This window comes from Paenibacillus rhizovicinus (genome assembly GCF_010365285.1).
GTDB lineage: Bacteria > Bacillota > Bacilli > Paenibacillales > Paenibacillaceae > Paenibacillus_Z > Paenibacillus_Z rhizovicinus.
Genome location: NZ_CP048286.1, coordinates 4,105,589 through 4,126,411, shown reverse-complemented (window position 1 = coordinate 4,126,411; position 20,823 = coordinate 4,105,589). Strand labels below are relative to the sequence as shown.

Here is a 20,823-nt window from a genome sequence, read left to right as displayed (position 1 = left end):
TGTATTTAGGCTCTATATTGAATCATGTGATTGTTATTCGGATTAAAATTCGCATCGGCCTCTGAACGAATACCGAGTAAATCTTCATAGCTGCTCATAGAGAACACGTTCCGTCCGATATAGAAATAAACCAAGCCATGCTTGTTAAATGATTTCTTGAAGGATAACAGACTGTCCTCAGCAGCTACACCTCCCCCAAGGTGAAACTTCTTATAGCCATGTTCGGCTCCCCAGCAAGCGGCAGTATACAATAATAGATTGTTAGGTGCCAAATGCATATAGTCTCGTCGCGATGCAGACAAATGATAGTGTAAGTTCCCGTTACAATGCATAATGATCGCAGAACTTATAATCTGATCTTCGTATCGTGCATTAAAAAGTGAGTAGTTCCCATTAAGACTCGTAAACATATCTTCAAAAAACGCTGTATTGAAATAATAATACTCCGATGCCTGATTTCGATCCATTGTGCTTCTATAAAGTGTAACAAAAGCTGACTTGGCTGCTTCACTGCTATTTACTTGAATCTCAATTCCATTTTTTTCAGCCTTCTTACACATATTTCGGTTTTTTGCATCCATATTTGAATAAATAAGATTCTTATCTGAGGTATCGATAACAACCGTATTCTTGAGCCTTCGTAAGTCACAATAACCTTCAAATAATTGTTGATTTTGTAAAAGAGGGTGAAACCGTATGAATTGAGAAACAATGTGGTTAGTTTGGCAATAGTCGGTTAACTGTTCAAAAAAATCGGCGATCTCTTGTTCAGAGAAGCCATCTACCAATGGCCCACCGTAGCCGTATGGCGTTGTCCAATCATAGTATTCCCCATGCTTCAATCGACCGGAGAACAAAGCAGCATCTGCCACATCGCTTTGCTGGACGACATAACACAGCTGCATATGATCGCCATGATAATAAACCAAAAGCGGCTTACCATCACTTGTATGACGGAAAGCCGACACGTACTCGTTCAAGTAATAGACATCGCAACGCTCAAATGACTTGACGATACAATTCCACTTCTCTTGGTCTTCAAAAGGAATTAGCTCAAGACAACCCATAATGGTCCCCCATGATTCTACTTCTCAGATTCTACCATGTAATAGCTGACATGAACGGTACCGCCTCGATCCGTACGATCAACGGAATCGATTTTAAGATTTTTAAACCCTGCCTCTGACCAGAGCTTGATAATTTCGTCTTGATCAAAAAAATGTGCTGTACCTCGGTGTGCCAATGCCCCTTCAGTAAGCTCTCTGAAGGTATGCTCTTCGAGCTTTTCCCCTGTGCCGTAACCCGTCATCCCGACTTTAAACAATCCCGTTGAGAACAGCTTCCCACCTGGCTTCAAAACTCGATAACACTCTCCAAGAATCGTTCTAATCGCATCCACCTTGTTAGCATAAATCATAGCCGAATCGACTATCCCATCAAAGTGATCGTTCGAATAAGGCATTGCTGTTGCATCGACTACTTGTACATCTGCAAGCAGCCCCTCCTCCTTCAGCCTTGCTTGTGCCTTAGCAACAGCAGTCTTGGAGCCATCAAAGGCACTTACCTTAAACCCTTCCCTTCCCATAAACCAGGTTACTGCCCCTGTGCCGCAGCCGACCTCAAGCAATGTTGTTTCTGACCGGTCCATGCCAAAGTAGTTTCGGGCTACGAATCGTATGACTTCTTCGCCTGGGTATTTACCCCACTCTTGTTCTTTATGGATTTGCTCCCACATTTCATCGAAAGCTTTCATCGCAATCCCTCCGTGCTGTCTTCTTCGTATTGATTGATGATTCGACTAATATATTCCATCGCAACAAGATCGTAACGTTGATCAATAGGGATGGATATTAAATGCTCCGAAATATACTTGACAGTGGCGAATTCAAAGAGCCGCTGGTCCTCAATCGGCCAATGCACCGGACAATAGATATGATGCCGGTTCAAATAGCTGCGAAATCCATCTCGTTTCTCGACATAGAGCGTATAAAAAAAGGGACTCTCCTCTGCACGATACGTCCCAAGCGCAGGACTCACGAACCGGTTATTTATGTGGTCAGCCAAGTAATTGGCATTCTCGCCTCGTTTGCTCACTGCATCTCCGACATCAAAGCCAGCTATGAATTGTTTGGACAGCTCGGACATTTCTCCTGCTTCATTGTCTCCGTCCATCCACTTCTCCGCTTTTGCGAATAAATCCCGGTAAACTTCATGTCCGCCCGTCAAACCCTCAAGATACAGCCCCTTTAGAAACATACCCGCCGCCCGTGCATTCGTAAATGAGCGATTGACGCAATTCGGTGCTGCATTCAGTTCTCCTGATACACGATAAGCAACTCCGCCATCCGGCAATGCAAACCATTTACGCAGGCTCGCCACGCAATAGTCCCCGACCGTTCGCGGCTTAGTCAGAATGCTATGCGTCGTGTCTTCAACAATAGTTGCAGCGCAGCTCCTACACAAGTTATGTATCGTCTGTAAATCATCATCACTTTGAAGCTTACCGAAATAATGCATAAGAAAAAAAACATCCGTAGCTTCAGTTAGTTTTCTACTCACATCATCGATGTCGATCGAAAAATCTTTATTTATGGTATAAAAATCTAAAATGTAATTCTCCTGTTCAAAGGCCTCAATGACCGATTGGCATATATAAGCCGGAATCAATGCACGTCTGCCATTGATTTGACTCACAACGCCTCGAATAGCACTCCGTCCGCTGCGATAGTACATCGTCTGAAAATCTTCTAGCCTATGTAAAAAAGTATCATCTTTGGGGATAGAGTGTTGTGCATCAAGCGAAAATTCACTGCCGATTTCGATTCGTTGGTGCGTCAACCACTCACCACCTATTATTATTGTTTTCGTAACACAGAAGGCCCGCTAGGCAGATTAATAATCTGATTCTGCAATTGCTCTGTAACTAACAAGTCCATACGAGGACAATACTGGTACATCGGAAGTTCATGCATTGGCGTCCAGATTGGCCTTGTTAACAGGCCCGCTTCGTTCGTTATTCGCAGCACTTCATCTCTAACCGCAATATCCGACTTGTCCAGCATAATGGCATTCAACCAATAGTTGCTAGTAGCATATTCCGGTTCCGCGATGAATGATACACCTTCAACCGCACGCAACCGCTCACTATACAAATTCGCCAATTGACGCTTCCGACTCAGAAAATCAGGAACTTGCTCCAATTGTGCGCAACCAAGTGCTGCATTAAGGTTCGGCATCCGATAGTTGTACCCTACAACATCATGTTCAAATGCCCACTGATGCGGAAGCTTGGCGGTCGTTGTAAGATGCTTAGCCTTAGCAGCCAGCTCCTTATTCTGCGTCAGAATTGCTCCGCCGCCGCCGGTGGTCATAATTTTGTTCCCATTAAAGCTCATAACTCCAAAAAGGCCGAATGTTCCCGTCGCTTTGCCTTTATATAACGAACCTAGTGACTCCGCCGCATCTTCAATAATCACAAGGCTGAAGCGTTCTGCTACTTCCATAAGAGCGTCCATATCCACGGGATGTCCAAACGTATGCATAGGTACAACTGCTCGAATACGATTTCCCGTCTTTCGATTATACGTCGCTCCGTCACTTCTTCTCTCGCCGATATCCTGTAGATAGTCTTTCAATCGAACGGTATCCAGTCCTAGATTGGAAGTAGATACATCCACAAAATGAGGAAATGCCTGACAATAAGAGATCGCATTAGCGGTCGCCACAAATGTAAGGGAAGGTACGATCACTTCATCATTAGGCTTTACTCCCGACAGCAGCAAAGCAATGTGAAGAGCGGCCGTACCATTCACAACGGCAACCGCATACCCCGATTGCGTGAATGAGGCCATTTCGCTCTCCAGCCGATCCACGAATCGCCCAGCAGACGAGACCCATCCGGTGTCCAAACATTCTTTCACATACACCCATTCATTCCCCGAAAATTCAGGCTCGTGCAGCGGGAGCACCGCATCCGTTCTCCCTGATATTTGCTTGATCACCTCAACGATTTCCAATCCTAACGATCGAGCATCTGTCATAGTTGCCCCAATCCTTCCTCATATGCTTGAATCAAATGTTATAGCGATCAGCTTTATAGCCCGACAGATTCGAAGCCTCCGTGAACCATTCGATCGTTTGTTTCAACCCCACCTCAAGCCCTGCGCTCTCCGCATACTTCGGCTTCCAGCCGAGCAGAGTCTCCGCTTTGCGGTTATCCGCCCACAGCCGCTCTACCTCGCTCTTCTCTGGACGCAGGCGCTGCGCATCCATACCTATTACGGCATCAGAATTCATCAACCGAGCGATCATTTGCGCCGTATCGCCGATCGATATCTCGAAATTGCTTCCGATATTAATTTCTTCGCCGATACTCCGCTCCGATTCCAGAAAGGCGATAAACCCGCCTACGGTATCCTCAACAAAGTTGAAATCTCGTGTCGGATGAATGGAACCTAGTTGAATATTTTTAGCACCATTCGCAAGCTGAGTAATAATCGTCGGGATGACCGCTCGTGCCGATTGACGTGGACCATACGTATTGAACGGACGAATGACTCCTACTGGCAGTCCGAATGAACAATAGAACGACAACGCCATCTGATCCGCTCCGATCTTGGAAGCCGAATAGGGCGACTGTCCTTGCAATGGATGCTTCTCATCAATCGGTACGTAGCGGGCTGTACCATACACCTCGCTAGTAGACGTGTGTACCACCTTGCGAACCCCGAGCTGCCGTGCAGCTTGAAGTACGTTTAACGTCCCCTTGATATTCGTGTCCACATAAGTGTCCGGAGAGTGATACGAGTACGGAATAGCAATCAACGCAGCCAAATGTAGTACGGCGTCGCAACCCTTCATCGCTTCCAGCACACCATGAGGGTCTCTTATATCGCCGGCAAATACTTCAAAGCGTCCCCGAACATCAGCGGCAGCCTGATCCAGCCAGCCCCAGGAATTAAACGAGTTGTACATAACAAAAGCGCGAACATCATACCCTTGGCGAACGAGCGCCTCTGTTAAGTGAGAACCGATGAATCCGTCGGCTCCGGTTACTAATATTTTCTGGAATGGTTGCATCAAATTCTCCTAATCGATTCGTCTACGATCTCCAGTAAGGTTGGCGTCCCCTGCAAAATCGTTTTAATTAACGGAATCATCACTTCATATGTTTTTTCTGCCCGCTTGACTGCATCGAACTCCTGAACTACATCTGAGAGCTCGCGCTCCATATCGACGATCTCGTTCCTGTACAGCTTTATGTAAAGAGCCCTAAACGCATTACTGTGAACAACGGAACGCCAATCAATACTGAGCTTGTCCATTTCACTATGAAACTTATTCACATTCACTCTACTCAGCTCGGAAAGTTTTGACAAACTTTGTTCCAGCATCCTAAGCTTTCTTTCATTCTCCGTGAGTTCCTCACGCAGTTGTACGATTTTGGCGGTAAAATGTGTGACTTGACGTTCATCGTGTCGCGGCAATTTCTCAATCACTTTTTTGAAGACATCTGGATCAACAACCTTGTCCTTATACCGCCCCAACACCTCAGTCAGAGGTTCCCACACCGTATGCTTAATCTTCGCACCCATTTGAGTAGCGTTCGTGAATCGAGTCTGCGGATATTGAGCCAGTAAGTCTTGAATCGACGCTAACGTAATTTGCATATTTGCATTCGTACGGTTCGTCGTTCCCCGAATGTTCTCAACGAAATGAGTAGCTTTTGAGATCACATCATCGGAATATTGTTGACTGAAGTGATTCGCGCCAGGTGCGTAAATGTTTGCTCCCGGATATGATAAGTCTTGGCCTGTAAAAATAATTTCATGGCTTCCCATATAAATCGCAGCTTGAATTGCAGCTCCAGTTACTGAATCCGTAGGTCGGAAATACGGATAATTCTCATCTAATTCGAGTAAATATTTAATCGTAATATCGCTATTATAAACGAAAGTCACCAGGTTCTTGATCGGCTTCTCTAGGATCTGATGATGAACCATCGGGCTGAACAAGAATGGAATGTGTTCGAAATTCAAATCTTTAAATGCGTTGTAATTGTCCTCCGTACCATCGATGCAGACGATGAGATGCGGCTCTACACCATAATGTAGCAAAGATTGCGTAGTCGTGCCTGCTGCAATAATTAACGCATGTTTCTTAAGCTCTCTTAAACATTCAATATCGGCTTCTAATGATGGCCCTGCACCAACAATGACTACTGGAATACCCTCGAATTTACCCCGCAAGTCTATAACGGACGGAGAATTCATCGTTTTTGCAAAATTGTACATATAGTTCGTAACCCATTGAAGACCGTATCTCTCATACATAAGATATGCACTGTCGTAATTGATGATGGAAATTCTCGCTTCGTTGAAAAACTCAATCTTCTCCTCTTTCTTAATCCGGTCATAGACGGGGAGCGAAAGCGTGTCGGCTCCACCTTTCAAGTATCTAAGGAACTGATAGAGGAACTTGTCCCTATTCCCCTTCGTTCTCCCTACTATTATTTCTTTCACCTTAACATTCATGAAAAGTGCTGTAAAATCAATAACCATCATCGCAGTTAGCAGCACTTGTTCGTCCGGCTCATAAACGTAAATATTGTGCTCCGGATTAGCCTCCGCATAGGTACGCACATGGTAGCCCAAGCCGAAGCCGAACATTATTATGTTCGGTGTGCGCTCCCCATTGGTCATCACCCACTCCGTCCAACGTCTCGCTTCATGCTCAGGGTCGTATTGACTGTACAAATAAGTAGAAACTTCTCCTCCAATGTACACATTCGGGAACCCGTTTTGAGCATACGTTATCTGATAGTTATCAGTATCTCTTGTTAGCGCACCTAATTGTTCATATGCGTTCGGAAAATTTTCTTTCAAGTAAGCCAAGTTGCGGACGAACCGTTCATCCATCACATACTGGGGCTCTCCCAAATTCGTTACATGACGTTGTAAGAGCGGGATCAACTCATATTCGATACAGCCGCTAGCGCTGACATAATCCTCATTGTCCATATGCTGATTCATCACCTGAAACGTACGACCAAGCTCTGATCGCATTTGATCAATCTCATACACCAAGCAGCTTAGGCATCCAGACTGACTCATATCGTTATAAAGGACATTCAGCGTACGATACAAATCATCGATCCCTTCGACAACACTTCCAAACTGCTCCCACGATTGGTCGGTCATTGGTCTGTAAAGTAGCAGCGATACCGATCCACAAGCCGTGATTAGCGTAGGTAGAAAATCTTTGATTTGTTCGACCACCGCGTCAACCTGGTACATATTGTTCATCAGTCCTTCGTATCGATTCAGCCACGATCCCTTTCATAGTCGGAAGCATCTCCACGATCGCCTTCGATATCGCTCCAAGAACTTGACAGAATAGATCCGCTTTGCGCACAAGATTAATCTCTTCCACAACTTCCTTGACATCGCGATCGAAGTTACGAATTTCGTTAGAAAGTGTAGCCCCTAGAGCGTACTCGAACACCTTAGTATGGACAACAGTCCCCCACATGACTTCGATATCAATCATCTCTTTATGGCACTTCTGCGGCTTCACTCGGCTTAAGGCTGGAAGAGCGCGAAGCTTGCGATCGATCTTCCTCAATGTCGTCTCGATGTGCTCAAGCTCGTCAGGAGTCCGGATTAGTCGATCGTAAATTACGCTCTTACGCTTGGCATCGTATGGACGAAGATGCTCCTGCATAGCTTTATCAAATGCATCTGAAGGCAACTTTTCGCCACCAAGTCGCCGCAACACACTCTCCATAGACTCCCATTCTGTGTGTTTTATTTTCGCACCGACTTGAGACGAATTCGTAAACTTAATATGCGAATTAGATTCGAGTACTTTCTCTATTTCTCCCAAAGTAACTTGCATCATATCGTTCGTACGATTCATACCACCACGAACATTCTCTATCTCTAGCTTCGCCCCACTTATTATTGTGTGATTTTGTTCTTCATCAACATGTTTTGCGCCAGCAGCATACATGTGTTCGGATGGATATGAGAAATCCTGACCTGTAAAAACAATTTCATCACAACCCATATAGATCATCGCTTCGACAGTTGGACCCGTAACAGACGGCGTCGTTGAGAATAAGGGCTCATCACTCTCGCAAGCAAGGTGATAATAAGCCTCATAATCATTCCTCATTAAGAAGTGCATAAGTTTCTTCTTATGATCAAGGATCTTGTATTTCAGCTGTGGCGAATATAGTATCGGCACATCATCAATATCCATATGACTAAACGCACGATTATTCGCTTCCGAGTAATCAAGCGTAACGACCAAATGAGGAGTGATACCAAAATGCATTAACGATTGAATCGCGCTTCCCGCCGCTATTATAAAAGCATGATCTTTGAGTTTGCGTAACAGCTCGATATCTTTCTCCAATGAAGGTCCAGCTCCAACGATAACCGCTTTACTACCCTTCAACTTATTTTTCATCCCCATAATAGAAGGTGTATTGATCAAATGAGACATATTATACATTCTATTCTGATAGATTTGAATCCCGTAGTATGCCATTGTTCTCGCAGACATACCGTAGTGCTTTATGGCGACCTTAGCATCTTCAAAAAAAGTCAGCTTCATTGCCGCATTCAGCTTATCATACACAGGTAACGATAAAATAGCTGTATCTCCTTTGGCTAAATTAGCGAATTGGAAAAACACTCGGTGTCTTTGCATTTTGTTGTCACCAATAAAAAACCAATCAATTTTAAGCTGAGAGAACAACTGTTCTAAATCAATAGCTTGCACAGTTGCAAGCAAAACTTGCTCATCCGGCTCATAGATAAAGAAATTATATAATGGATACTTCCGCGCCAACTCGGATAAATGATAGCCAAGCCCAATTCCGTAGACTATGATATTGGTCTTGTCGACCATGGCATCTCGTTGTGATTCGACCCACTGAGCCGCCTCGTACTCGGGTACATAATTGCTATACATGTACAAGGAGCGATTATCGTCCGTGCGGATGTACAAATTAGGCGAGCCGTTACTTGCATAGGTGATCTGATAATTCATATGATCGAGTTGGATGTTATGAAGCTGGTCATAGACATTAGGATAATGTTCCTTGAGATAAGCCATATTCTTCTCAACTCGAAGAGCGATGATCTCCTGCTTCTCGCCAAGCTTCATTGCAAAGGCTTGAAACAATCCCAGTAACTCATATTTTAAATAATCGGCTGCATGAACGTACTGCTCCTCGTCCATCAGTCGATTCATTTCCGAAAATTTATAAGCAAGCTGATCTGCAAAGCCCGCAATCACCGTGTAGAACACATCTATATTCGCTCTCGGTTCCAGTTCACTTCTGAGCCAGACTACCGTTTTGTAGAGATCATTAGTACCTTCGAGAAATTCACTGAATTCCGTCCAAGTCTGCTCGGTTACCGGAACGTAAAACAACTCAGATACAGAGCCACAAGCTCCAATCAATCTCGGTAAGAAGTCCTTAACATCTTCAAGAACAGATTCGAATGATATCGTTTCGTGCTGCATAATATTCCCTTCAAACCCCTCTTAAAATAAGATTAGCGCGACGTCGTTCCCGGAATAGGATTCGTCGCGCATAGATAATCACTTCTTTCGATCAAACATAAACCCTGCTACGGATTCATGAATATCATACGCATTTCTCTGCTTCCGATAACCATGCAAGCGAAGCAGTCCTTCCCGAGCCTCATCTTTGATCCGCTGCATCCGTGCAATAATCGAGTCATCATATTCTCGCAATTTTCTAATGCCCATCTTACTAGCATCTGACAAATCATGATGTTGACCTAGATAATCGACTAACTCTTGGCGCTTCTGAACAAGAGCCACATAACGTGTATAATCAACATCTTCTTCCACAACGCTGAGCAACGACTGCGTCTCTTCTAACACTTCTTGCACGAGCTTATCCACGCACTTCCATCCCCGTCGTTGTTGAAGACGTCTTGGGCTTTGCGATACTCGCCCACGATTCCCGCAGATCAATCAGGTAAGAGAGTGCTTCAGCCGCTGGCTCTCTGTCCTTCTTCGTATTCGAAGTGATGAGTAGATGTATCATATACTCATAAATACGAACCAACTCTGCTGCAATTGGATAGTCAAAATTAAGCGTAACCATGAGTTCATTCACAACATTCTGAGCCTTGATCAGACTCGTGTTCGCTTGTTCAATATGACCATGCTCTATCGCCTCGATGCCTTGCTTTACAAACCGAATCGCACCATCGTAAAGCATCACAACTAACTGCCCTGGGGACGCTGTCTTTACCGACGATTGTTGATACTTCTGGAGAGGGCTAGACAACATTTTCTTCACTCCTTAAGATGAGAAACCAAGACTGCTTCCCTGAGACTGATACTTGCTCATAGCCGTCTCCATAGCCGTGAATTTCGCGTAGTAGCTATCTTCAAGTCGAGAGAGCCGATCATTCTCATCACTGATTTGCGTAGTAAGACTACGTAGCTGATCGCCAAACTGGCTTGTCGCTAAGAAACTGGCAGTCGCATCCGCACTAATTTGAGACGTACCTACTCTGGAGGACAAATCGCTAAGCGCTGACATCACTGAACTAGAAAGTCGGTTAAATACACCACTGCTTGCGTCATTAGGAGAGTTCTTAACCTTAGGATCACTCGATGTCGATTGCTGCATGAATACCTTCATAACTGCATCTGGGTCCGCTTCAATCGCTGCCCGCAGCTTCGACTCATTCGTAATCGAAAGCTGACCGAGTTTCTCCCAAGAACCCGAATCAATCCCAAGATCACCTAACGTAATCGTATCCCCACCGCTGGTATTGATTCTATTACCTGGAACAGAAACTGGTGTAAGCGAAGCTAGACGCATATTGTTTACCAACGCCGATAATGTTGAATCGTTATGCAGAAGACCCGTCTTCGCTTTCGTCTCCCAATTCTTAATATCATCATCCGTCATTGCTTTCTTCTGGTCTGCAGTTAGCGGCCCATAATCTCTGCTATGCACTTCATTGATCTTACTTGTTACCGTAGACAAAACCGAGTTGTAATCATTCAGATAAGACTTGATCGCATTCACAATTGTATCTGTATTTGTCTTCGTAGTGATCGTTGCAGCAGACCCATCGCTTACCGCATTCAACGTAATATCCACACCGTTTTCTGTGAAAGAGTTACTGTTGCGCGAAGTTAAAATGCCGTTAATAACGACACTAGCAGTTGAACCAAGAGGTTGACCCTGACTATCTCTAACTGTTTGGAGATTGAAATTATTCAGAAATCCATCAGCCGAGATAGTACTCACACCGGTTGTCTTGGATGTCAAGGACAACTTCCCCGTTGATTGGTCAATGTATGCTGTCACATTAGCTGCACTTTTATTAATCTTATCGACCATAGAACTCAATGAGTCCGTATCTTCATTCAAAGTGATCGTAACCGGTTGACTTGAAGTGCCACTATTAGTAATCGTGAAATTAAAGTTCCCATCACCATCAGCCGTATAATTACTTAAGCCTAGCGTGCTTATTGCCTTACTTGCATCTACCGAACCAATACCTACCCCACTCACTGACTGTGCCGCTGTTGCTAAACTATTCACCTGAATCGTCATCGATCCTGTCAGCGCGTTTGCGCCAGCACTCACACTGACCGATGCCTGAGCCGCTGCTGTGCCTGAAGCTGTCGCAGACTTTGCAGCCATCGTCGTTTGCAAATTGTAACTAGCCAACTTGTTATTGCGGAAATCAACCAATTTTGCCGAAATATCGCGGTATTGATCACGTTGCCATTCCAGCGTCGTCTTCTTCGAGTTCAAGCTGTTCAGCTTACTTTGCTGGGCGCTCATTAACTGCTTAACAAGCGAATCAATATCCATTCCCGAAGTTAATCCCGTTATCCTCGTTACAGTCATACTCTATCCCTCCTATACCCTCTTATCAACTAGAAGACCAGCCAATTCCATCATATTAGTGACCAAATCCAATGTTTTCTCTGGTGGGATCTCTCGAATCAAATCGCCAGTTTCCTTGTTAAACACTTTAATTGAGACTGCATGGAGCTTCTCATGTACCTTCAACTCGACTGCCGTTTCAGGACCTTGCAATGCCTTGACTGCACGATCTAGCGCTTTAACTAACTGTGTGTCTGCGACCGACAATTGAGCCCCCTCACGCTCGGCTACTCTTAATTCGGAACCTGTCTGCAAAGGTTGTACAGATACATCCTCAGACGGCTTGCTTTCTCCTCCCTGCTGCCCTCCTGTCGGTAACTGAACTGGTCTCACCGAAGTCGCTGAACTAACTCCCTGAATACTCATACGCCCACCTCGTCGTAGAATTGTCTATTTATTATATCGTCATTTTCCGACTTAATAATTAGCCCTAGGAGACAAAAAACAGAGACCCTAGATAATCTAAGGTCTCTGTTCGAGAAACAATAACGATTAACGAAGCAGTTGCAGAACGCCTTGCGGCTGTTGGTTCGCTTGAGCCAACATTGCTTGGGAAGCTTGAAGAAGAATGTTGTTCTTCGACAGCTTAACCATTTCGCTTGCCATGTCCGTATCGCGGATGCGGGACTCAGAAGCTTGCATGTTCTCAGACGTTGTGCCCAAGTTGTTGGACGTGTACTCAAGACGGTTTTGCATAGCACCAAGTTTAGCACGCTGTGTAGACGTTGCTGTAATAGCATCCGAAACACTTGTTAATGTGGTGCCGCTGCCAAGACCAGAAATGCTCGTAGTGACGATACCACTAAGCGTGATTTGCACAGTCGAATCATTCGCTTGGATCGTAATTGTAGTACCCGCGACGCTGATGCCGTTAAACGTCGTATTGTTTAGGATCGAATCAATCTGGGAGCCAAGTTGATCCAACTCAAGGTCGATATTCGACTTGTCCGACGTCGAATACGTGCCGTTTGCTTTCTGAACGTTCAGCTCTTTCATACGAACGAGCATTGCGGAAACTTCGTTCATTGCACCTTCAGCTGTTTGTACGAACGAGATACCATCTTGCACGTTACGTTGAGCTTGGTCAAGACCACGGATTTGACCGCGCATTTTCTCGGATACTGCCAAGCCTGCTGCATCGTCAGCTGCACGGTTGATACGAAGACCCGAAGACAGCTTCTCCATGTTCTTGCTAGCTGCTGCGTTGTTCAACAACATATTGCGGTGCGTGTTCATTGCTGGTAGGTTGTGATTGATAATCATTGGTAATTTCCTCCCTGAAATTGTGTAATGTGTGCCACATCCTTGTGGTCTTTACAATTGCCGCTTGGCCGCACGGCAATTGATATACATTATATCGGAAATACTATTTCAAAATTGATAGCTATTCAACATGTTTTTCGCTACTCATCAAAAAACCTAGAATCGAGTAGGAGGAGGCGACTAGCCCCCGTCCTCTCACACCACCGTACATGCGGGTTCGCATACGGTGGTTCCAAAATCCAAGATCCAGATAACCTGAAAGCTCGACCATCCGATCCACAGCAGATCGCTCTGGTCTTTGCGAGCGGAAGGGGTGGCCTAGAAATAACGCCCATGCTGGGCGTACAACAAAATAGAGACCCTAGATAATCTAGGGTCTCTCAGAGTGTAGAGAAACCCACGTTTTTTTAAAAACGGCGGGTTTCTTTTTTATCTCTCTTTCAATTTCAGGGCTTCGGAGGGCGTATTACCCCTCCGAAGCCCTCTTCTCTAGTTGGAGGGCAATCTTCTTCATGTTCTGTACGGCGGCGGTCATCAACGCTTGTTCCATCACGTTATGTAACCCCCGCAAACGGCAATAGCGAAACCCGTGGAGCTGTTTAGCATCCGCGAAGCTTCGCTCAATTGTTTCTTTTCGTTTTCGGTACAACTTTTTCCCCGACTTGCTCAGGCGATTCAAACGTACTTTCTCCTTGCTGTCCTCCCAGATATGCCGGGTCACAATCTTTCGCTTGTTGTGGGATCGTGTGCACTTCTCCAGCATCGGGCAGGATGCGCACTGTTTCGGGTTTGAAGCATAGTGCCGGTAACCTTCACGGTCCGTGGTTCGGTAGGGCAGCTCTTGCTGCTGTGGGCATACGTAAACGTTTCGCTCTGCATCATAGGTAAACTTCCACTTTGGAATCAGACCCTGTGTTGGTTGAAATCTTCGGTGCGCAATGACGCCGAAAATGTTACGGTCTTCAAGTCCCTTGCAAATCGGCGTTGTCATATAACCAGAATCAAGTGCGACAGCTTCTACGGCAAAACCAAATCGGTTACGTTGGCGGTCCAAGCGTGAGAGATACGGCACGGAATCATGCACATTGCCTGCGGTGACGAAGACATCGGTAATGAGGTTGTGTTTCGCATCGACGGTGCGGTGGTCCAGATAGAAGAAGCCTTCCGGCTTGCCTTCTCGAAACATATAACCGCTGTCCGGGTCGGTTGTACTGACCTTCACTTCCTTGTCTTCATTCACCTCCTCTCGTGGTTTTAGAGCTTTTTTCCTTGCGCTTTTCGGTCAGATTCGACCGCGGAATTTAACTCGTCCAGATAATCACGCGTGTTTTGCTGAACCTGCTCTTTGGTGTATTTGTGTTTATTCGCATTGGCTTTTACGTGCGTGGAATCGGAAACGAGCATACGACCGCCAACCATCCGATGCGAGATGGCTTGCAGCACAATCTCATCGAAGATGTCCTGGAAAACCGAGGTACCTTTGAAACGCGTACGACGATTCCAGCTGATCGTGGTGTGGTCCGGAACACGATCGGTGAGTCCCAATCCTAGAAACCAGCGATAAGCCAAGTTCGTTTGGACCTCGCGTTCCAGTTGACGTTCGGAACGAATGCCGTAGAAATAGCCTAAGAAGATCATCTTGAAGAGAACAAGGGGATCGATAGCTGGACGCCCATTGTCTTGCGAATAGAGATGGCGAACCTTCTCGTCGATAAAGGTGAAGTCAATGTATTTATCGATCTTGCGAAGCATGTGATCCGCAGGTACCAAATCTTCTATGGAAACCAATTCGTAATTCTGCTGTTTTTCTTTGTTCGATCGTAGCACCGCGGCACCATCCGTTCGTAAATGTTACTTATATTATAACATATTAACGCGGTGTCGTATTAAATTAATTGGGCAAAGTGAAGGCTGTCGAGACTTTCTCGACAGCCTGAGAGACCCTAGATAATCTAGGGTCTCTGTTCGAGAAACAATAACGATTAACGAAGCAGTTGCAGAACGCCTTGCGGCTGTTGGTTCGCTTGAGCCAACATTGCTTGGGAAGCTTGAAGAAGAATGTTGTTCTTCGACAGCTTAACCATTTCGCTTGCCATGTCCGTATCGCGGATGCGGGACTCAGAAGCTTGCATGTTCTCAGACGTTGTGCCCAAGTTGTTGGACGTGTACTCAAGACGGTTTTGCATAGCACCAAGTTTAGCACGCTGTGTAGACGTTGCTGTAATAGCAGTCGAAATACCTCCCAATGAGGCAGTGCTATCAAGACCAGTGATGTTCGTAGTGGCGACACCACTAAGTGCGATTTGCACAGTCGAATCATTCGCTTGGATCGTAATTGTAGTACCTGCAACGCTGATTCCGTTAAACGTCGTGTTGTTTAGGATCGAATCGATCTGGGAGCCAAGTTGATCCAACTCGAGGTCAATGTTCGACTTGTCCGACGTCGAATACGTGCCGTTTGCTTTCTGAACGTTCAGCTCTTTCATACGAACGAGCATTGCGGAAACTTCGTTCATTGCACCTTCAGCTGTTTGTACGAACGAGATACCATCTTGCACGTTACGTTGAGCTTGGTCAAGACCACGGATTTGACCGCGCATTTTCTCGGATACTGCCAAGCCTGCTGCATCGTCAGCTGCACGGTTGATACGAAGACCCGAAGACAGCTTTTCCATGTTCTTGCTAGCTGCTGCGTTGTTCAGCAACATATTGCGGTGCGTGTTCATTGCTGGTAGGTTGTGATTGATAATCATTAGTAATTTCCTCCCTGAAATTGTGTAGTGTGTGCCACATCCTTGTGGACTTCGCAAGTTCCGCTCGGCCAATTGGAACCGCCATATTTATCTTATCGGCTAACCACGCTAAAGTTTTATAGCTATTGGAAAGTATTTTTGATTTTTTTCAAATTCACCATAAGGCTCTGGAGATCATGCGATTTACTCGCCGCCTCTTGATTCGTTTCCGTAACAGATGTCAACAATTCCTTGCGCACAATCTGCACGCTCTGAGGAGCCGATATCCCTAGCTTGATCGTCTCACCGTCGATTTCAAGTATCGTGATTTCAATTTGCTCATCAATCACTACGGTTTGCCCTTTCTTCCGAGATAGAACCAGCATACATATCGCCCCTCTCTCTATTCAATTTCTTCCGACTTGTACAAACGTTGCCTAGTTGAGTATGACGCTGCTGTAAGTATGACCTGCTTGCCTAAACGTTTATTCGTATTCATTATGATTGGAGCAATTAAATTCGCTGTCGCTTGTTCTAATTCACCGTTGATGGAGACAATGACTCGAATACTGACATGCTCTTCCGAACTAATCTGCAACTCATTCATGACAGACTCAGGCAAATTAAATTCATAGTTTGGGAAAAACACAAATGGATCTGTAACAATAAATGCTAATTCTCCATCTTCAAGAGATTGCATATGGGCAAAAGGCTCGAGTTCTTCTGTTGTAACGAACATAAACTGTCGATCGTGTTCAAACCCCGGAATTCCGCGCTCGAAATGGTATGTTTGATCCTCTTTAATAACAATTTCTCCAAATCGTCTAGTCTCAAATTTCATCCTATAACCTCCATATGAATCAGAATGAAAAAAGCTATAGTGCGCTTGACTCCGCCTATAGCTGCGTTATTTAAATTAACAACTAATAACTCTATACTACCATATCAATTCTCGGAGGAGTAATGGTCAACTCCGGATTCTGCCGCATATAGATCCGAACGTCACCGCGTTCATATTGAACATCCGGTTTATGCATTTGTACGCGGACATCCACTTTTCCCTCTTCAACCTGAACAGACGGCTTATTCACCGTAAACGAAATGTCCACATTATCACACGATGCCGGTCCGAAATATTGAATTTTCTGCCGCCCTGGATTCATCGCTTCAAAAGCGATTTCAGGAATCGGATTCTGCTTTGTGCGTAAATCACCTATCCGATTCCATTTCTCTACTATATTCGCGATGCCTTGCAGCGCAATATTCGGCATTTGGGAGTAGATCCGATGCATGAATTCAAGCGGATTCCCACCGGTCAAAGCCGCCCACGTCCGATCCTGGTTAATATGCATCTCCGCACGCGACGTGTGAATATTGAGTTGCGTTGGCTTCGTTTCAATCTGCAAGTCAGCTTGCTGTGACTGAATATGATACTGGGCACGCTGTGTTTCGATGCCAATCAAACCACGCTGCGATTCAATTTGCATCATCGGAAGCCGCATGAGTTACTCACCTCTTAATGAAGAAAGTCCACGAGCGTAGGCGTAATGACTTTAGCACCTACAGAAAGCGAAGCCTGATAAATATTCTGGTTAACCTGGGAATCAATCAGCAGCTTGTCATAATCCGCATCTTCAACTTTGGACTGCAAATCTGTTAAATTGGTTTCTAAATCGCCCAATCGATTTTGCATCAGTTCGACACGATTAGTCCTCGCCCCTATCTCCGAGCGCGCATTTAAGATTTTATTCGTGCGGCTATCGAGATTAGCAAGCTCTGCCCCTGCTCCGCCATGGTCACCAGCAGCAAACTTGCTGATGATGTTATCGAGTACAGCAAATACATTATCTGATTCAGTCGGATTGCCGCCGCCGAATACTTCGTTCCCAGACATATTGATCTGCAAAGTAACACCCGAGCCAACAACATAGGAAACGTCTCCGGTATCGGTAGCCACTTGCTTCGCATCAAAGCCTGGCTGATTTTGATCATAGGGAACTTGATCGAACTTCTGTCCGCCGAAAACGTACTTGCCGTTTAATTGACTGTTCGCAATATCAAGCAATTGGCTCTTAAGCTGAGTCAACTCGTCGTTGATTGCGTCGAGCGCAGTCTGTGGATTCGTCCCCGTCGCTCCATTCACGACCAATTCCTTGACCCGCTTTAAGACATCGCCCGCTTGCCCAAGCACGGTATCATTGTAATCCAACCATGACTGCGCGGAATCAGCATTTTCTTGATATTGACTGTTGGACGACAATTCGGCGCGATAACGAAGGGCGTAGGTAATGCCTACAGGGTCATCAGACGGCTTATTGATTTTGCGGCCGGTTGACATTTCATTCTGCAAGCTGCTCATTTGCGTCAGGTTGCGATTCAGGTTACGAGAGAGCTGCAAATGCATCATGCCAGGCGTAACACGTAAAGCCATTACTATTCAGCTCCTATTCTAACGTCCGACTTGGCCGGTACCGTTAATCAATTTATCCAGCATTTCATCGAACGCTGTCATGAAACGGGCAGCAGCGCTGTAAGCATGCTGGAATTTGACCAGATCCGACATTTCCTCGTCCAACGAAACGCCGCTGACGGATTGCCGGGTACTCTCCACTTGGTCTTGTTGCGCGACGGAGTTCGAATATTGCCGCTGCGCTTCCTCGGATTGAACGCCGAGCCCCCCGACCATCGAGCTGTAAAAGTTATTGAGCGTCGCCTTCGAGATTCCATTACCCGTTGCGGATTGGTCGAAACTGAACTCCACCTCGCCAAGTTCCGACATGAGCAGCGCCAGTGTATTATTACCTTTCACAACCGTATCTGTCCCATTCACATTGGTTGTCCGCATCGACGAAGCTATATTGTTCGTATCATCCGCAATGACCGGATTCAACCGAATACTGGCAGCGGTTATTCCCGATGCGCTTGTTGTATCAAAGTTGAAGAAGTCCTGACCCGCCGTGGCCGGATCCCCCAGTGTGTAACCGAGCTTATGCAGACCGTTAATCCCGTTCACTGTTATCGTTTGGGGTTGCGTGGTCGCCGTACCTGTACCCGGTAGGACGGAGCCGGCCGGAATCGTTACTTGAATCTCTCCATTGGCCAGCGTATTCGCCAGCGAATCCAACTGTTTCTGATAATCCGCCACATACTTATCGCGCGATACAATCATGCCGAACGCTTCGCCGTTGTTTAACTGGCCGCCCTGATACGCCGCTTCCAGGCTCGTACCGTCCAACGGAATTGTCGTATTGCCGCTCACCAGGTTAATGCCGCCCATCGATACCGTATAGCCGTCAGGAAGCTCTGTCACGTCAACGTTCACGATCTGGGAGAGCTTGTCCACGAGTAAATCACGTTGATCCCGCAAGTCATTGGCATCATCGCCGAGTGATTCAATGCGACGGATTTCCGAATTCAAGGAAGAAATCGTGTCCGTGTAGGTATTCGCTTGAGTTGCTTTAACATCGATGCTGCTCGTCAAATCACTACTCAAGTCCGACAACTGCTTGCTTGTTTGGTTAAAGGAATCGGTGAGCGCCAGCGCAGTTTCACGGATGATTTTGCGGCTGGTCACGTTCTCGGGGTCTTTGCTAAGATCAGACCAGGCTTGATAAAACTTGTCCATTACCGAACGAATGCCCGAATCTGACGGTTCGTTCACGATGGACTCCAACTTGCTTAAAGTATCCGACTGAACGGACCAACTGCCGACATATTTGCTCTCGTTCCGGAATTGATCATCAAGGAACGCAGTACGGACACGCTTGATCGCTGTAGCCTCTACGCCGGTACCCAATTGACCGGCCGTGAGAGACCGCTGCATACCGAAAGCTTCCATCGGACGGCTTGCCACCATCGTCACGCGCTGCCGGGAGTAGCCTTCCGTATTCGCATTGGCAATATTGTGGCCGATCGTATTAATCGTCGTCTGCTGCGCAAACAAACTGCGTTTTGCTGTTTCTAATGTATGAAAGGTAGATGTCATTGCGGATGTCTCCCCTATCCTTTAGTATTGAAAAGCCCCGTCCGAACATTGCCATAGCCGTTGCTACGGGGATGCTGATAGGTATAATCGCCGTTCGGGTCCTCGACCAGAAGATCGACGGAATAATTAATAAATTTGAGCGATTGCTCGATTAGCTGCTTATTCAGCCGTCCTACTTTCTGTAGCTCGTCCAGCGCTCGAGTCAATTGTTGATGGAGTTCATTCAGCCTGGACTTATCTTGAGGCGAAGTCACGGTCTTGATCATGTCGCTGATTTTGCCGCCCTTATACCGCAGCATGCCGAGACTCGAGAAGTAATGACTCGAAAGCGTCATCCGCTGCAATTCCAGTTCATCCGCCGTTTTCAACAGTTTCCGTTCCTTTTGGATCGTTGCATTCAAGAGATCTACTTTATTATGAACGAGATATGGAGTTTTCTCTTTGGCCAGAGCAAGCAGATGTTCGTAGACTGCCGCTTGTTTCTCCAGCGTTTCGATTATCGATCGGACATCCACGAAAACTCACCTATTCTTGGTTGTTATTTTTAAAATACGGCAGCAGCTTCTCGGCGAGTTTGCCGGCATCTACCTGATAGGTTCCCGAGCTGACGGATTCTTTGAGCTCGTCGATGCGCTTCGCCCGCTCCGGGTCATTGACGCGGCTGTACGAAAGCATTTCTTGCGCTTCGGCGGAAATTTGAACTTCGTCTCTCTTCCGCTTGCGGTCCAATCCGCCTGTCTGTTGATCGTTCTGCTTCTGGTACGGATTCACGGCACCGATTCGCTGTGATTGATTGATCTTCATGTTAACCCCTCCAACTTCAAAACCGATTCGCTAATACAACTATTATCGGCAGTTTTTAATAATTATTTATAGTCAAT

The 20,823-nt window shown here is 45.9% G+C and carries 21 protein-coding genes; all 21 read right to left on the bottom strand.

Going from position 1 to position 20,823, the window contains the following annotated elements; all coding sequences use genetic code 11:
* Positions 1 to 5: 5 nt before the first annotated feature.
* On the bottom strand, positions 6 to 1,067 hold the full coding sequence (locus GZH47_RS18495; protein WP_162642463.1) for a lipid II:glycine glycyltransferase FemX: 1,062 nt from the start codon (positions 1,065 to 1,067) through the stop codon (positions 6 to 8).
* A gap of 17 nt (positions 1,068 to 1,084) precedes the next feature.
* A complete protein-coding gene (locus GZH47_RS18490; RefSeq protein WP_162642462.1) occupies positions 1,085 to 1,753 on the bottom strand; it encodes a class I SAM-dependent methyltransferase in 669 nt (222 codons plus the stop codon).
* The gene (locus tag GZH47_RS18485) at positions 1,750 to 2,838 is read right to left on the bottom strand and encodes a DegT/DnrJ/EryC1/StrS family aminotransferase (RefSeq protein WP_162642461.1); all 1,089 of its coding nucleotides are present in this window, start codon (positions 2,836 to 2,838) and stop codon (positions 1,750 to 1,752) included. Before GZH47_RS18485 ends, GZH47_RS18490 begins: the two co-directional genes overlap by 4 nt.
* 17 nt (positions 2,839 to 2,855) lie before the next feature.
* Positions 2,856 to 4,040, bottom strand: a complete 1,185-nt coding sequence (locus tag GZH47_RS18480; protein WP_162642460.1) for a LegC family aminotransferase — start codon at positions 4,038 to 4,040, stop codon at positions 2,856 to 2,858.
* A gap of 31 nt (positions 4,041 to 4,071) precedes the next feature.
* A complete protein-coding gene (locus GZH47_RS18475) occupies positions 4,072 to 5,079 on the bottom strand; it encodes an NAD-dependent 4,6-dehydratase LegB (protein ID WP_162642459.1) in 1,008 nt (335 codons plus the stop codon).
* Positions 5,079 to 7,304: a motility associated factor glycosyltransferase family protein gene (locus GZH47_RS18470; RefSeq protein WP_162642458.1), complete on the bottom strand. Its 2,226-nt coding sequence runs from the start codon at positions 7,302 to 7,304 to the stop codon at positions 5,079 to 5,081. The genes GZH47_RS18475 and GZH47_RS18470 overlap by 1 nt, the downstream gene beginning before the upstream one ends.
* On the bottom strand, positions 7,282 to 9,537 hold the full coding sequence (locus GZH47_RS18465; RefSeq protein WP_162642457.1) for a motility associated factor glycosyltransferase family protein: 2,256 nt from the start codon (positions 9,535 to 9,537) through the stop codon (positions 7,282 to 7,284). Before GZH47_RS18465 ends, GZH47_RS18470 begins: the two co-directional genes overlap by 23 nt.
* Before the next feature lie 78 nt (positions 9,538 to 9,615).
* Positions 9,616 to 9,945 (bottom strand): flagellar protein FliT, encoded by a 330-nt coding sequence (locus tag GZH47_RS18460; RefSeq protein WP_162642456.1) that lies wholly within the window; start codon positions 9,943 to 9,945, stop codon positions 9,616 to 9,618.
* On the bottom strand, positions 9,938 to 10,339 hold the full coding sequence (gene fliS / locus GZH47_RS18455; RefSeq protein WP_162642455.1) for a flagellar export chaperone FliS: 402 nt from the start codon (positions 10,337 to 10,339) through the stop codon (positions 9,938 to 9,940). The genes GZH47_RS18460 and fliS overlap by 8 nt, the downstream gene beginning before the upstream one ends.
* 12 nt (positions 10,340 to 10,351) lie before the next feature.
* A complete protein-coding gene (fliD, locus tag GZH47_RS18450) occupies positions 10,352 to 11,923 on the bottom strand; it encodes a flagellar filament capping protein FliD (RefSeq protein WP_162642454.1) in 1,572 nt (523 codons plus the stop codon).
* A gap of 12 nt (positions 11,924 to 11,935) precedes the next feature.
* The gene (locus GZH47_RS18445; RefSeq protein ID WP_162642453.1) at positions 11,936 to 12,328 is read right to left on the bottom strand and encodes a flagellar protein FlaG; all 393 of its coding nucleotides are present in this window, start codon (positions 12,326 to 12,328) and stop codon (positions 11,936 to 11,938) included.
* A 126-nt stretch (positions 12,329 to 12,454) separates the two neighbouring features.
* Complete coding sequence (locus GZH47_RS18440; protein ID WP_162642452.1) at positions 12,455 to 13,225, bottom strand: flagellin N-terminal helical domain-containing protein; 771 nt, start codon at positions 13,223 to 13,225, stop codon at positions 12,455 to 12,457.
* A 466-nt stretch (positions 13,226 to 13,691) separates the two neighbouring features.
* A protein-coding gene (locus GZH47_RS18435) for an IS1182 family transposase (protein ID WP_162638950.1) occupies positions 13,692 to 15,052 on the bottom strand; the annotation gives its coding sequence in 2 pieces (ribosomal slippage) (positions 13,692 to 14,485 and positions 14,485 to 15,052; 1,362 coding nt in all).
* A gap of 155 nt (positions 15,053 to 15,207) precedes the next feature.
* Positions 15,208 to 15,978, bottom strand: a complete 771-nt coding sequence (locus GZH47_RS18430) for a flagellin N-terminal helical domain-containing protein (protein ID WP_162642451.1) — start codon at positions 15,976 to 15,978, stop codon at positions 15,208 to 15,210.
* Between the two features lie 122 nt (positions 15,979 to 16,100).
* Positions 16,101 to 16,343 carry a carbon storage regulator CsrA gene (gene csrA / locus GZH47_RS18425; RefSeq protein ID WP_162642450.1) on the bottom strand — a complete coding sequence of 81 codons (243 nt, stop codon included), beginning with the start codon at positions 16,341 to 16,343 and terminating at the stop codon, positions 16,101 to 16,103.
* A 17-nt stretch (positions 16,344 to 16,360) separates the two neighbouring features.
* Positions 16,361 to 16,798 carry a flagellar assembly protein FliW gene (gene fliW / locus GZH47_RS18420; RefSeq protein WP_162642449.1) on the bottom strand — a complete coding sequence of 146 codons (438 nt, stop codon included), beginning with the start codon at positions 16,796 to 16,798 and terminating at the stop codon, positions 16,361 to 16,363.
* Between the two features lie 91 nt (positions 16,799 to 16,889).
* A complete protein-coding gene (locus GZH47_RS18415) occupies positions 16,890 to 17,459 on the bottom strand; it encodes a DUF6470 family protein (protein WP_162642448.1) in 570 nt (189 codons plus the stop codon).
* A gap of 14 nt (positions 17,460 to 17,473) precedes the next feature.
* Positions 17,474 to 18,388: a flagellar hook-associated protein FlgL gene (gene flgL / locus GZH47_RS18410; protein ID WP_162642447.1), complete on the bottom strand. Its 915-nt coding sequence runs from the start codon at positions 18,386 to 18,388 to the stop codon at positions 17,474 to 17,476.
* Between the two features lie 18 nt (positions 18,389 to 18,406).
* A complete protein-coding gene (gene flgK / locus GZH47_RS18405) occupies positions 18,407 to 19,942 on the bottom strand; it encodes a flagellar hook-associated protein FlgK (protein WP_162642446.1) in 1,536 nt (511 codons plus the stop codon).
* A gap of 14 nt (positions 19,943 to 19,956) precedes the next feature.
* A complete protein-coding gene (locus GZH47_RS18400; protein ID WP_162642445.1) occupies positions 19,957 to 20,457 on the bottom strand; it encodes a flagellar protein FlgN in 501 nt (166 codons plus the stop codon).
* Positions 20,458 to 20,467: 10 nt separating this feature from the next.
* Positions 20,468 to 20,746: a flagellar biosynthesis anti-sigma factor FlgM gene (flgM, locus tag GZH47_RS18395; RefSeq protein WP_162642444.1), complete on the bottom strand. Its 279-nt coding sequence runs from the start codon at positions 20,744 to 20,746 to the stop codon at positions 20,468 to 20,470.
* Between the last annotated feature and the right edge of the window lie 77 nt (positions 20,747 to 20,823).

Coding starts and splice junctions, on each gene's coding strand:
- GZH47_RS18495 (WP_162642463.1), bottom strand. CDS start 1,067: ATGGGTTGTCTTGAGCTAATTCCTTTTGAAGACCAAGAGAAGTGGAAT.
- GZH47_RS18490 (WP_162642462.1), bottom strand. CDS start 1,753: ATGAAAGCTTTCGATGAAATGTGGGAGCAAATCCATAAAGAACAAGAG.
- GZH47_RS18480 (WP_162642460.1), bottom strand. CDS start 4,040: ATGACAGATGCTCGATCGTTAGGATTGGAAATCGTTGAGGTGATCAAG.
- GZH47_RS18475 (WP_162642459.1), bottom strand. CDS start 5,079: ATGCAACCATTCCAGAAAATATTAGTAACCGGAGCCGACGGATTCATC.
- GZH47_RS18470 (WP_162642458.1), bottom strand. CDS start 7,304: ATGAACAATATGTACCAGGTTGACGCGGTGGTCGAACAAATCAAAGAT.
- GZH47_RS18465 (WP_162642457.1), bottom strand. CDS start 9,537: ATGCAGCACGAAACGATATCATTCGAATCTGTTCTTGAAGATGTTAAG.
- fliS (WP_162642455.1), bottom strand. CDS start 10,339: ATGTTGTCTAGCCCTCTCCAGAAGTATCAACAATCGTCGGTAAAGACA.
- fliD (WP_162642454.1), bottom strand. CDS start 11,923: ATGACTGTAACGAGGATAACGGGATTAACTTCGGGAATGGATATTGAT.
- GZH47_RS18445 (WP_162642453.1), bottom strand. CDS start 12,328: ATGAGTATTCAGGGAGTTAGTTCAGCGACTTCGGTGAGACCAGTTCAG.
- GZH47_RS18440 (WP_162642452.1), bottom strand. CDS start 13,225: ATGATTATCAATCACAACCTACCAGCAATGAACACGCACCGCAATATG.
- GZH47_RS18430 (WP_162642451.1), bottom strand. CDS start 15,978: ATGATTATCAATCACAACCTACCAGCAATGAACACGCACCGCAATATG.
- csrA (WP_162642450.1), bottom strand. CDS start 16,343: ATGCTGGTTCTATCTCGGAAGAAAGGGCAAACCGTAGTGATTGATGAG.
- fliW (WP_162642449.1), bottom strand. CDS start 16,798: ATGAAATTTGAGACTAGACGATTTGGAGAAATTGTTATTAAAGAGGAT.
- GZH47_RS18415 (WP_162642448.1), bottom strand. CDS start 17,459: ATGCGGCTTCCGATGATGCAAATTGAATCGCAGCGTGGTTTGATTGGC.
- flgL (WP_162642447.1), bottom strand. CDS start 18,388: ATGGCTTTACGTGTTACGCCTGGCATGATGCATTTGCAGCTCTCTCGT.
- flgK (WP_162642446.1), bottom strand. CDS start 19,942: ATGACATCTACCTTTCATACATTAGAAACAGCAAAACGCAGTTTGTTT.
- flgM (WP_162642444.1), bottom strand. CDS start 20,746: ATGAAGATCAATCAATCACAGCGAATCGGTGCCGTGAATCCGTACCAG.